This is a genomic window from Salinibacillus kushneri (genome assembly GCF_900111405.1).
GTDB classification, from domain to species: domain Bacteria; phylum Bacillota; class Bacilli; order Bacillales; family Alkalibacillaceae; genus Salinibacillus; species Salinibacillus kushneri.
Genome location: NZ_FOHJ01000001.1, coordinates 187,975 through 199,862, shown reverse-complemented (window position 1 = coordinate 199,862; position 11,888 = coordinate 187,975). Strand labels below are relative to the sequence as shown.

Below are 11,888 nucleotides of genomic sequence, written 5' to 3'. Positions count from 1 at the left end.
AAAAGGCTATTTTCAAAAGATACATGAGATGAATAAAAAGGAGAGAAAAATTATGCCATATATTACAGACGTTTATGCACGTGAAGTATTAGACTCACGCGGTAACCCTACCGTTGAAGTAGAAGTTTACACAGAATCTGGTGCTTATGGTTCAGCACTGGTACCAAGTGGTGCTTCCACAGGTGAACACGAAGCGGTTGAACTACGTGATGGAGATAAAGACCGCTACTTAGGTAAAGGCGTTTCCAATGCTGTAAGTAACGTAAATGAAATAATCGCACCAGAATTAATCGGCTATGATGCCACTCGTCAAGTTGACATTGATGAACTTATGATCCAATTGGACGGAACGGATAATAAAGGAAACCTTGGTGCTAATGCGATTTTAGGTGTTTCCATTGCTGTAGCTCATGCAGCAGCAGATTTTGTTGGCCTTCCACTTTATCAATACTTAGGTGGATTCAGCGCTAAAGTGCTTCCTACACCAATGATGAATATTCTAAACGGTGGAGAGCATGCGGACAACAACGTAGATATTCAAGAATTTATGATTATGCCAGTAGGTGCTCCAAGCTTTAAAGAAGCTCTTCGCATGGGCGCTGAAATTTTCCATAGTTTGAAGAAAGTATTGGGCTCTAAAGGTTATAATACAGGTGTCGGTGACGAAGGTGGTTTCGCACCAAACTTGAAGTCTAATGAAGAAGCGCTCTCTACCATTGTAGAAGCAATTGAAGCAGCAGGTTATAAGCCAGGTGAACAAGTGAAGCTTGCTATGGACGTAGCTTCCTCTGAGATTTATGAAGATGGAAAATATAATCTTAAAGGTGAAGGCGTTGTTCGTACCTCCGAAGAAATGGTTCAGTGGTATGAAGAGCTTGTAAATAAATTCCCTATCGTGTCTATTGAAGACGGCCTTGATGAAAATGACTGGGAAGGTCACAAGGTACTAACTGAGCGTATTGGTGATCGCGTCCAGCTTGTAGGTGACGACCTATTTGTAACAAACACAGAGCGTCTTGGCCGAGGAATTGAACAAGGTGTCGGAAACTCTATCCTTGTAAAAGTTAACCAGATCGGTACATTAACGGAAACCTTTGAAGCCATTGAAATGGCGAAAACAGCAGGTTACACGGCAATCATTTCCCACCGTTCAGGTGAAACAGAAGACGCAACCATTGCAGACATCGCCGTTGCTACCAATGCAGGGCAGATTAAAACAGGTGCACCATCCCGTACCGACCGCGTTGCGAAGTACAATCAGTTGCTTAGAATTGAAGACATCCTAGGGGCTACTTCAAATTACGCAGGTGCAGAGGCATTTTATAATTTAGATTAAGTATAGTTTTAAGATAAAACGGCATCCCATTGGGTGCCGTTTTTTACTATTGCTGAATGATATAGCTTTTTGTTCATCATTTACCTCAGCATTCACATGACAAATTTATAAAATGAATTAACGAACAGCGTTTATATATCTATTGAAAACAGGTTCTTTCTGTAAAATTGATAAAAGACTAAAATTTACTATAAGTCCATATAAAAAAGCCGACAGAATCTCATCTGCCGGCTTCATATATTTTTATGATTCCGTAATTTCCTTAACAAACTCAACTACTTCTTCTGCAGTTGATTTAGATAAGATTTCATCTTTATGTGATGCAATTTCATCTTTAGATAGCTTAAGAAGCTGAGAGCGTGCTGGTAAGATGGAAGTTGCACTCATACTGAATTCATCTAGACCTAAGCCTAATAGAATTGGAATCGCAACTGGATCTCCAGCCATTTCACCGCACATACCAGCCCATTTACCTTCTGCATGAGCAGCTTCGATGACATTGTTTACTAGGTTTAAAATGGCTGGGTGATATGGTTGATATAAGTATGATACTTTTTCATTCATACGGTCGGCTGCCATAGTGTATTGAATTAAGTCATTTGTTCCAATACTGAAAAAGTCCACTTCTTTTGCAAATTGTTTTGCAATAACAGCAGTAGAAGGAATTTCGACCATAATCCCCACTTCAATATTTTCAGAAACTTCTATGCCTTCTTGCTTCAAGTTCTCTTTTTCTTCAAGAAGAATGGCCTTTGCCTGCTTAAATTCAGAAATCGTAGCAACCATCGGGAACATAATCTTCAAGTTACCATGGACACTTGCACGTAATAAGGCACGTAATTGAGTACGGAAAATATCATCACGTTCTAAACAGAAGCGAATCGCTCTGAATCCTAGGAATGGGTTCAATTCTTTAGGCAAGTCGAGATAATCAAGCTCTTTATCTCCACCAATATCAAGGGTACGAACAACAACAGGCTTGTCACTTCCTACCCCTTCTAGTACTTCTTTATAGGCATCATATTGTTCATCTTCTGTAGGCAGGCTGCTTTTACCCATATACAGGAATTCTGTACGGTATAGACCAACACCCTCGCCGCCATTACGTAAAACCCCGTCAACATCATCAGGTGTACCAATGTTTGCAACTAATTCTACGTGTTTTTGGTCAGCGGTTACAGAAGGCTCGTCTTTTAATTTAGCCCATTCTGCTTTTTGCTCTTCAAACTGAGCTTGCTTTTGTTCATATGTTTTACGCTCATCATCACTTGGATTAATCAACACTTTCCCATCAAGACCATCAATGATGATGATATCCCCATCTTTAATATCCTGAGTTACGGATTTTGCTCCTACGACAGCTGGAATTTCCAGGGATCTAGCCATAATGGCAGAGTGAGAAGTACGTCCTCCCACATCTGTTGTGAATCCCTGAACAAACTGCTTGTTCAATTGAGCTGTATCAGATGGTGTTAAATCCTGTGCAACAACGACCACTTCTTCGTTGATAAGGGCTGGATTAGGAAATGGTCTTTCGAGTAAGTGAGCCATAACACGCTTAGTCACGTCACGAATATCGGCTGCACGTTCACGCATGTACTCATTATCCATATTTTCAAACATGGTAATAAACATGTTTGCTGTTTCATCTAAAGCTGCTTCAGCATTGATTTGGTCTGATTTAATTTTATCTTCAATTGGCTGAATTAATTCAGGATCACTCAAAACGAGCAGGTGAGCGGAAAAAATTTCTGCATGCTCATCGCCCATCTTTTCCTGAGTGTGAGCTTTGATTTTCTCCAACTCAGATTTTGATGTTTCAATTGCGGATTCTAATCGTTTAATCTCCTCTTCAGGATTTTGATCCTTTTTCGTTTCAAACGATAGATCCGGAGTTTCTAATCGGTAAGCCTTTGCAATTGCAATCCCGTTAGAGGCTGCAATGCCTGTTAATTGACTCATAAAATTACTCCCCCAGGTTTTCGTTTTTCATCACGTCAGCTAATGCATTAAGTGCTTCTTCTTCATCGTTCCCCTCAGCTGTAATTTTTACTTCTGCGCCACTTGGGATACCTAGAGACATAATCCCCATAATGGACTTTAAATTAACCGTCTTGTCATTGTATACCATATTTATATCAGCATTGAATTTACCTGCATTTTGTACTAAAAGAGTTGCAGGGCGAGCATGAACACCTTCAGATGCAGTGATTTTAAAAGTTTTTTCTACCATTGTGTTGTCCTCCTATATCTTTGTTTCTTCCGTTTGTTACAGAATTCAATTTTGACTACAAATTTAGGTCTAGTTTTAGTGTCATCTACTCATGCATAAATATTCTTATTCATTTTTCCTCTAAACCCATGTGAAAGAGAAGATTGAATTCAGTTTTCAAACGTGCATTTACTTATATCATTTTATCGCAAGCCTGTTCTGAATATCAATTAAAATTACTTAAATTTCTTCAAAAAATGACATTTTGTTCACCATTTGTTCTATTTTTCGGTTCTGTGGTTTCACCTTGCTACGTATATTTTTTTATGCTACATTTAGTAGAGATACAAAACTATATGATGGACAGGGAATAAGGGCTTTTATACCACATTTATTTCATATCATATCGTCCTGCTTTATATTTGGAGGTGCAGTAAATAAAATGTATGGTACTTTGGTTACGTTGCTCGTTGTTGACGCTATAATCATGATTGTTCTCGTATTATTACAATCTGGAAAAAGTGCTGGTCTATCCGGTGCGATTTCCGGTGGTGCTGAGCAGTTGTTTGGTAAACAAAAGGCACGTGGAATTGATGCGGTTCTCCACCGTGCAACCATTGTGACTGGGATTCTCTTTTTCGTGATTACATTTGCGTTAGGCTATATTGTTCAGTAAACAGCAAGCATTACTTGCTGTTTTTTTGTGCGAAGAAAATGTTAAAGTAAACATTATATAAGAGGAGATGACAAACATGAAAATTAAAACACCGGAACCTTTTACATTTGAAGGTGGAAAACGTGCGGTTTTATTACTCCATGGGTTTACGGGACATTCCGCTGATGTGCGTATGCTAGGTCGTTACTTGCAAAAGAAGGGATACACTACTCATGCTCCAATTTATCGTGGTCACGGTGCCCCGCCTGAAGAGCTGATCAAGTATGATACAGATGATTGGTGGGAGGATGTACAGCAGGCCCTGCATAACTTACGTATATTGGGGTATGATGAAATTGCTGTTGCCGGGTTGTCCTTAGGAGGGGTTATGGGATTGAAACTCGCTTATTCCGAACCCATTATGGGAGTTGTTCCAATGTGTGCCCCTATGTTCTTTGACAATACCTCGCAGCTATCAAAAGGCTTTCAGCAGTTTGCTAAAGAATATAAACAATTGGAAGAAAAGGATAAAGACCAAATTACGGATGAAGTCAAACAGCTGATGGAAAATTCCACACATACATTTGAAAAACTTGGAGAATTTATAACCGACGTTCATGATCATATTGATGAAATCTATACACCAACATTTGTCGTCCAGGCCGGAAAAGACGAAATGATTAACCCGGAAAGTGCCAACTACATTCATGAAAAAGTAGAAACCGACGAAAAACAAATCAAATGGTATGAAGACTCAACCCATGTCATCACCCTATCAAACGAAAAAGAACAATTATATGAAGACATTTATAAGTTTCTAGAATCCCTGGATTGGACATACTAGTAAGAAGAGCGGTGACGACAGGTCAGGTCTGACGGTATAAGCCAAAGGAGTGGCAACACGGAATAACTTTGGTTTAGGTCCGCCACGACCTAGGAGCCCAAACTGGACAAAGAAAAGCGGAGGCGAGTCTGACCGCATATGCAGAATACGTAGAGTAGCATACATTTGGTTACTTAGATGTCCAACATATCGGAACTAAAGGACCAATACTCGGTTAAAACTAGGGGAATTGTCTTTCAAGACGACCTATTAGATTTTTAGGGACCTCTGTGAAGGTTTATGAAGGACAAAAGGAAACCATAACTTAAATAAAATGTCCTTCATAAGCTTTATGAAAGACAAAAGAGCGGGGCAACACAAGCAGGATGTCTTTCATATAAGTAATGAAAGACACAAACTCGGTAAAAACCACGGAAATTGTCCTTCAAGCCATTCGTATCGTTTATATTGGCTTATTACTCTTCTGTACAAGTTGTGTGACAAACAAATCAAGCGGGATAAGAGTAGCGCGTTTTGGGTTACACAATATCGGGAATACTTTTTCCGGCTACATCTAGATCCTGCACCTGGACAGGCAGAAAAGCACATGTTTTTATAAACATTCCCCCTTCAAAAGGAAGGTGATAATATGAGTACACTAAAAGAAAAAATTCTTTCATATTTTAATGAAAATGCAAAACCACTCTCTGTACATGAGATTGAAGAAGTACTCGAATTAGATGAAAATGTAGATTCATTTAAAGATTTAGTAAAAACGTTAAATGAACTCGAGCAGGAAGGGGAACTTGTTCGAACACGAAAAAATCGTTATGGCTTACCGGAAAAAATGAATTTAATTCGCGGGACGATTCAAATGCACGCAAAAGGCTTTGCCTTTTTAATTCCGGATGAAGAGGAAAAAGATGACGTATTTATCAATCATCGCGATTTAAATTCTGCTATGAATAACGACCGGGTTTTGGTCCGGATTGAATCTGGTGGTGCTAGTGGTCAGCGTCCTGAGGGAACGGTGATTCGCATACTGGAGAGGAATACCAATCGTATCGTAGGAACTTATCAGGATAATGGTTACTTTGGCTTTGTCATTGCGGATGATAAACGGATTCCAAATGATATTTTTATTCCTAAAGGTGTAACAAGTGGGGCAGTAGATGGCCATAAGGTTATTGTCGAGATTACGAAGTTCCCAGAGGACCGCATGAGTGCCGAGGGGGCTGTTGTTGAGATTCTTGGCCATAAAAACGACCCTGGTATTGATATTTTATCTGTCATTTACAAGCATGGAATAAAAGCTGATTTTCCGGATGAAGTGATGGAGCAAGCCAATCAAGTCCCTGATAAGATTGATCCCTCAGAGATTGAGAACAGGCGTGACCTCCGTGATGAGCTAATCATTACGATTGATGGTGCAGATGCTAAGGACTTAGATGACGCCGTTACTGTGAAGAAATTGGACAACGGCAACTATAAACTTGGGGTATATATTGCGGATGTATCCTATTATGTTAAAGAAAATACACCTATTGATAAAGAAGCATTAGAGCGTGGAACCAGTGTTTATTTAACGGACCGTGTAATCCCGATGATTCCGCACCGGTTATCAAATGGAATTTGTTCGTTAAATCCACAAGTTGATCGTCTAACCTTATCCTGTGAAATGGAAATCACAGATAAAGGGGAAATTGTCGACCACGAAATTTTTCAAAGTGTTATCAAAACAACGGAGCGAATGACCTATCATGACGTGAATGAAATTTTGGTCAATGACGATCAGGAACTAAAGGAGAAGTATGGCCACATTACACCAATGCTTCAAGATATGGAGGACTTAGCACAGATTCTTCGTACCAAACGAATGGAACGTGGTGCGATTGACTTTGATTTTAAAGAAGCAAAGGTTGAAGTCAATGAAGCAGGAGAAGCTACAGATGTCGTATTACGGGAACGCTCCGTCGGTGAAAAACTCATTGAGGAATTTATGCTGTCTGCCAATGAAACGGTAGCGGAGCACTTCCACTGGATGCAGGTTCCGTTTATTCACCGAATTCATGAGGAGCCGAAGCCAGAGAAGCTGGAGCACTTCTTTGAATTTATTGCTAATCTTGGTTACGTTGTGCGTGGAACAGCCAACGAAATCCATCCCAAGGCTTTACAATCGGTACTTGAAGAAGTAAAAGGTACACAAGAAGATATGGTGATTTCAAAACTGATGCTTCGTTCCATGCAACAGGCGAAATATGACCCGCAAAGCTTAGGGCACTTTGGGCTTTCAACGGAGTTTTATACCCATTTCACATCACCAATTAGACGTTACCCGGATTTAATCGTCCATCGCTTAATCCGTACTTATCTAATTGATGAAAAGATGGATGATGAAACCAGAGAAAAATGGAAGGAGAAATTGCCGGACATTGCAAGACATACGTCCTTTATGGAAAGACGGGCTGTTGACGCTGAACGGGAAACCGATGATTTGAAGAAATGTGAATATATGCAGACGAAGATTGCACAGGAGTTCGATGGAGTTATTAGCTCTGTTACCGGTTTTGGCATGTTTGTTGAACTTCCAAATACGATAGAAGGACTTGTCCACGTCAGTTATTTAACGGATGATTATTACCATTTTGAAGAGCGTCATTATGCCATGATTGGGGAAAGAACAGGTAATGTCTTTAGAATTGGGGATGAAATTACCGTTCGTTGTATCAATGTAAACATCGACGAACGTGACATTGATTTTGAAATTGTCGGTATGAAGCCTCGGAAAGAAAAGCCAGTTAAAGATCGGCCTACAGTAATCAAAGCGAAGGAAAAGAAACCGAAGAAAAAAGAGGGTAAAAACGGCTCTAAAAAAGATAAAAAGTCAAAGCATAAGCCGTTCTATCAAAGTGCACCAAAAAAAGGAAAAAAGAAGAAATAAAAAAGAGGGGACTTAAATTAAGACTAAGTCCCCTTCGTACGTATGGATTCAGGGTAAACGTTCTCCTTCAATATCCTTCCAGACTCCATGTAAAACCCATGGCTTCCGGATTTCAAATGTATCTAAGTTTTTGGCCCGCTCCAGTCCTTCTTCCATAAAATCAATCCATAACCGGTGCTCAGTAAAAGTCGTCTGCAATTGATTCATCACCGTATCCCAGAATCCTGCCTGTTCAAAGTGATCATTCCATGGATACATTACCATGGCATAGAGCTCCTTCTTTTGGTCCTCTTTCATGATAAAAAAGCGGGTACGATCTTTATTTGCAAAAAACAAGGATTCTTCTAAATCGTCATCACTAAGAAAACCGTCCTGATAGGGGAACGGGTAGTAGCATTCATAAGGGAAGACTTCAAAATCACTATCTGAGAATAAGTTTAAAATATGACGCTTTTCCTGTTTTGTCTGAAGCTTTTCCCATTTAGGTCCGGGTGTCCCTTGAACCGTTTCTCCTCTGTACAATTTCACTGGATATAAGGGTGGGTGAGCTGGAAACCCCAGTTTTTCAAGTACTTTTAAGGCAGGTTTGTTATGGATTTCTGTATTAGCTCCAATCCATTTAACATCTGGCCTGGTCTTCAAATCCTTAATGATAGCTTTGAGCAATTCCGTCGCATGTCCCTTTCCTAAAAAACGCTTGTCACTTCTGAGTCTTCCTAACATAGCATATTGATCTAAATAAATGGAATACCCTGCAACAGACAGCATTTGCTCACCGTGAAACAAGCCGTATAGTTCATGTTGATGACTATTAATCAGTTTAGGAAAGATTCGTACTACATAATCATCTTCAATGCCTGTTTCCATCCTGTTTAACAGGTCATAATCATTTTCTGTTAACTTGCGAATTTGTAACAGTTGGTTCGTCATGATGGATGAATCCTCCTATGTATAGATTCCTCCTTTATATTCTCATAAAGACGTAAAATAAGTCTATAAAAAGGTTTGCAATTGTATGAAAATAACGCTTCAACCCCTTGAACAATGAAGATTTCTTTTCATAAAGGGCTGCTTTTGGTAAAATATTTTGTATGTCACGAATAGGAGGTTTTGCTATGCCAAAAGGTCAAGGGAATGTCATTGCGCAAAATCGAAAGGCCAACCATGATTTTTTTATAGAAGAAACATATGAGGCAGGAATTGTATTACAAGGAACGGAGATTAAATCGATCCGTGATCGCCGGGTTAACTTAAAAGACTCATTTGCCCGTGTTGACCGAGGCGAGGTGTTCCTCCATAATATGCATATTTCCACGTATGAACAGGGAAATCGCTTTAACCATGATCCTGTACGGACCAGGAAGCTGTTACTCCATCGAAAAGAAATTGACAAGTTAGTTGGAAAAACGCAGCAGGAAGGTTATTCCTTAGTTCCCTTAAAAATGTATATTAAAAATGGTGTAGCAAAAGTTTTAATTGGTCTCGGTAAGGGTAAGAAGAAATATGATAAACGTGAGACCTTAAAACGCAAGCAGGCAAAACGGGATATGGAACGCGCGATGAAAAACCAGTATTAACAGGATGTACCAGTAGTAATTCTGTTGAAAAGAGATGCTGATGTGTTATAATAAGAATTGTCGTTGAAAGAGACGACATTGGCAAACTCAAGCCACTATCTTTACTAAATCCGGGGACGTTACGGATTCGACAGGGATAGATCGAGCTTGGGTTGCGTGTCGAGGTTACGTCTCGTAAAACGTTACTCAGTTAAATATAACTGGAAACAATAATAACACTACTCTAGCAGCAGCGTAAGCTCTGCTAGGATCCTTCCTGCTATCGCCCATGTGGCAGATTGAAGGGTCTCAAATCAAGTGGGCTATGCTGTTAGTCGCCGTCTGAGGCTGACAGAAGAATTCCAATCAGACTAGCCACTTGGAAGCCAGTCGTTAGGCTGAAAAGCTGGCGAATGACAATATAGCGACTACACACGTAGATACCTGAGTGACGATATCTCTGGACGTGGGTTCGATTCCCACCGTCTCCACCATACATAATATGGTGGTTTTTTTATGTTTGTAACTTGAACCATAATCTTGCCGGAATGGCAATGCTATGCTTCAAAAAACTCATGGCAAATATATGCTTCAAAATGGAGTGGTAAAGCTGTAAACAATAAAATGTTTACAGCTTTATTTATAAGTACATTAACATTAACTATAAAACAATTTAATTATTAGTAATTGAGCCGATTATGTGGCAATCAATATTCAAAGTCTTGTCTATTCCAATTTTACTGATTTGAAAGGATGATTTGATCAACAAAATGAGAAGTAAACCTAAATTATTAGTTATTACTGCCATGGATGGTAAAAAGGTAATTGGATATAAAATTGAATATGAACTTGATGATAAGAAATTTTATAGTTGGTTAGATGGGGTGTACACAATTATAGAAAGCATGGTATTGCTTCTCCAGCTAATGAAAAAACAACATCAATATTTAAAAGAAAACGGATATTGTGCTGTTCAAACAAAAACAATGAATAGATGGCGTAGCATGTTAGTGAATCATCTAGAATTAAGTAAAAACCCCTAAAAGCCATTGCTCCGCTCTTAGGGGTTCAATTTTAGTCATTTTTTCGTTGTCTCTACTACAGTTTGAAGTCCTGGATGGAACTCTTTCCTATACGAGCAGCTAGAGCAATATTTAGAAATCTTACCTACAAAACTGAATGTTTTTGAACTATCTAATTTATTTTTACAATGGGGGCATTTTTCATCGATTATCCATTTCAAGAATTTCACATCTGTCACTTCCATAAAGTTCAGAAATCCTATAAAAAAGTATGAATTAATAATAGCATATTATAAACTATATAGTACATCATACTGAACATGGAAATGAGTCCCTAAACGCATGTGAAAAAATTCAATTAAAAGATTTAGTAGGAGTAGTAAGATTCATATATCCTCTTTAATCTTTTATCAAATTCTTCTACATGGACAAATCGAGCTTCTCTAAAATATTCTTTACCTTAATAAACAGTATTAATACTGGTACAGTAAAAATAGAAAAGTAACCGTTTATTTTTGACTAACGGATATCTGACCTAATTTTTGGATAGTTATCCATAATTGCCCCTATTTGTGGAAGTAAAGCATGGCAAACGCTACAGTTTTCCTTGGATAGATAAATAAAAGTTAATGGGAGGATTTAATAAAGGATTCTGTATCTCTTATTGATTTTATTTCTTGAAAGGATTGTATGCTTGCCTCCTATATTATATCTAGGGTTTATTGTTCATTCAAAGTCTCTGTGATAATATCGACAATCTCTGGGGTTTTCATCATTTCAATCATTTGATTGCGCATATCAGGTGAGGTCATAACATTACTCATAACCTCTCTCATTTCGGGAGTACTCATGATTTCTACCATTGTTTGTTTCATTTCTTCTTCGGACATAATTTTAACCATTTGGTCACGCATTTCTGGAGATGCCATAATCTTAACCATTGTATTCTGCATTTCAGTTGTCATCATCATTTCCGAGAATAATTCTGGTGTCAAAACCTCATTCATCATCCCCTGACCTAAATCTTCCGCAGAATTCGGTCCAAGTTGTTGCATGCAACTAGTTAATAAAAGAGTAGTAAACAATACGGCGAATATCTTATATTTCAATTTATACAATCCTCCTATGGAAGGGTTATTAAATGAAAAGTAATCAACAGGGTTGACAATATACCTATAGGGGTATAAAATATGATGACGAATTAGTTAAGGGCGAATATTTTTGCTTAAACTTAAAAACACGAGTAAAATCTTAACTAAACTGATTATCAAACTACTTTATTGGAAAAAATTCATAATATTCATTTATACATTCCCTAATCAAGCTAAAATGTATTCAGCTAG

The 11,888-nt window shown here is 38.5% G+C and carries 11 protein-coding genes and 1 other RNA gene; 8 read left to right on the top strand and 4 right to left on the bottom strand.

Annotated elements, in window-relative coordinates:
* The first annotated feature begins 52 nt into the window (after window positions 1-52).
* A complete protein-coding gene (eno, locus tag BMX63_RS00970; protein ID WP_093131061.1) occupies window positions 53-1,336 on the top strand; it encodes a phosphopyruvate hydratase in 1,284 nt (427 codons plus the stop codon).
* A gap of 243 nt (window positions 1,337-1,579) precedes the next feature.
* On the opposite strand, the gene ptsP is transcribed toward eno, so the two are convergent.
* Together ptsP and BMX63_RS00960 are read right to left on the bottom strand one after the other, a co-directional pair.
* A complete protein-coding gene (gene ptsP / locus BMX63_RS00965) occupies window positions 1,580-3,298 on the bottom strand; it encodes a phosphoenolpyruvate--protein phosphotransferase (RefSeq protein WP_093131059.1) in 1,719 nt (572 codons plus the stop codon).
* Between the two features lie 4 nt (window positions 3,299-3,302).
* The gene (locus tag BMX63_RS00960) at window positions 3,303-3,569 is read right to left on the bottom strand and encodes a phosphocarrier protein HPr (RefSeq protein WP_093131057.1); all 267 of its coding nucleotides are present in this window, start codon (window positions 3,567-3,569) and stop codon (window positions 3,303-3,305) included.
* A 421-nt stretch (window positions 3,570-3,990) separates the two neighbouring features.
* On the opposite strand from BMX63_RS00960, the gene secG reads away from it, so the two are divergent.
* From secG to rnr, 4 genes are all read left to right on the top strand, one after another.
* Window positions 3,991-4,224 (top strand): preprotein translocase subunit SecG, encoded by a 234-nt coding sequence (gene secG, locus BMX63_RS00955; RefSeq protein ID WP_093131056.1) that lies wholly within the window; start codon window positions 3,991-3,993, stop codon window positions 4,222-4,224.
* A gap of 76 nt (window positions 4,225-4,300) precedes the next feature.
* Window positions 4,301-5,047, top strand: coding sequence for an alpha/beta hydrolase (locus BMX63_RS00950; RefSeq protein ID WP_093131055.1), 747 nt, complete (start codon window positions 4,301-4,303; stop codon window positions 5,045-5,047).
* Window positions 5,048-5,430: 383 nt separating this feature from the next.
* Entirely contained in the window at window positions 5,431-5,604 is a 174-nt protein-coding gene (locus BMX63_RS18235; RefSeq protein ID WP_220083794.1) for a hypothetical protein, read from the top strand.
* A gap of 71 nt (window positions 5,605-5,675) precedes the next feature.
* Window positions 5,676-7,967, top strand: a complete 2,292-nt coding sequence (gene rnr / locus BMX63_RS00945; protein ID WP_093131053.1) for a ribonuclease R — start codon at window positions 5,676-5,678, stop codon at window positions 7,965-7,967.
* A gap of 48 nt (window positions 7,968-8,015) precedes the next feature.
* Here rnr and BMX63_RS00940 read toward each other — a convergent pair whose 3' ends face one another.
* Window positions 8,016-8,897, bottom strand: a complete 882-nt coding sequence (locus tag BMX63_RS00940; RefSeq protein WP_093131051.1) for a GNAT family N-acetyltransferase — start codon at window positions 8,895-8,897, stop codon at window positions 8,016-8,018.
* Window positions 8,898-9,082: 185 nt separating this feature from the next.
* On the opposite strand from BMX63_RS00940, the gene smpB reads away from it, so the two are divergent.
* From smpB to BMX63_RS00925, 3 genes are all read left to right on the top strand, one after another.
* A complete protein-coding gene (gene smpB / locus BMX63_RS00935) occupies window positions 9,083-9,544 on the top strand; it encodes an SsrA-binding protein SmpB (RefSeq protein WP_093131049.1) in 462 nt (153 codons plus the stop codon).
* Window positions 9,545-9,656: 112 nt separating this feature from the next.
* Window positions 9,657-10,017: a transfer-messenger RNA gene (ssrA, locus tag BMX63_RS00930) on the top strand.
* Between the two features lie 276 nt (window positions 10,018-10,293).
* Complete coding sequence (locus BMX63_RS00925; protein WP_093131048.1) at window positions 10,294-10,566, top strand: hypothetical protein; 273 nt, start codon at window positions 10,294-10,296, stop codon at window positions 10,564-10,566.
* 698 nt (window positions 10,567-11,264) lie between these two features.
* Here BMX63_RS00925 and BMX63_RS00915 read toward each other — a convergent pair.
* Window positions 11,265-11,654 (bottom strand): hypothetical protein, encoded by a 390-nt coding sequence (locus BMX63_RS00915; RefSeq protein ID WP_093131046.1) that lies wholly within the window; start codon window positions 11,652-11,654, stop codon window positions 11,265-11,267.
* Window positions 11,655-11,888 lie beyond the last annotated feature (234 nt).

Bases quoted from the DNA above. Each gene is read 5' to 3' on its own strand.
- ptsP (WP_093131059.1), bottom strand. From the start codon at position 3,298: ATGAGTCAATTAACAGGCATTGCAGCCTCTAACGGGATTGCAATTGCA.
- BMX63_RS00940 (WP_093131051.1), bottom strand. From the start codon at position 8,897: ATGACGAACCAACTGTTACAAATTCGCAAGTTAACAGAAAATGATTAT.
- secG (WP_093131056.1), top strand. From the start codon at position 3,991: ATGTATGGTACTTTGGTTACGTTGCTCGTTGTTGACGCTATAATCATG.
- eno (WP_093131061.1), top strand. From the start codon at position 53: ATGCCATATATTACAGACGTTTATGCACGTGAAGTATTAGACTCACGC.
- rnr (WP_093131053.1), top strand. From the start codon at position 5,676: ATGAGTACACTAAAAGAAAAAATTCTTTCATATTTTAATGAAAATGCA.
- BMX63_RS00950 (WP_093131055.1), top strand. From the start codon at position 4,301: ATGAAAATTAAAACACCGGAACCTTTTACATTTGAAGGTGGAAAACGT.
- BMX63_RS00960 (WP_093131057.1), bottom strand. From the start codon at position 3,569: ATGGTAGAAAAAACTTTTAAAATCACTGCATCTGAAGGTGTTCATGCT.
- BMX63_RS18235 (WP_220083794.1), top strand. From the start codon at position 5,431: ATGAAAGACACAAACTCGGTAAAAACCACGGAAATTGTCCTTCAAGCC.
- smpB (WP_093131049.1), top strand. From the start codon at position 9,083: ATGCCAAAAGGTCAAGGGAATGTCATTGCGCAAAATCGAAAGGCCAAC.
- BMX63_RS00925 (WP_093131048.1), top strand. From the start codon at position 10,294: ATGAGAAGTAAACCTAAATTATTAGTTATTACTGCCATGGATGGTAAA.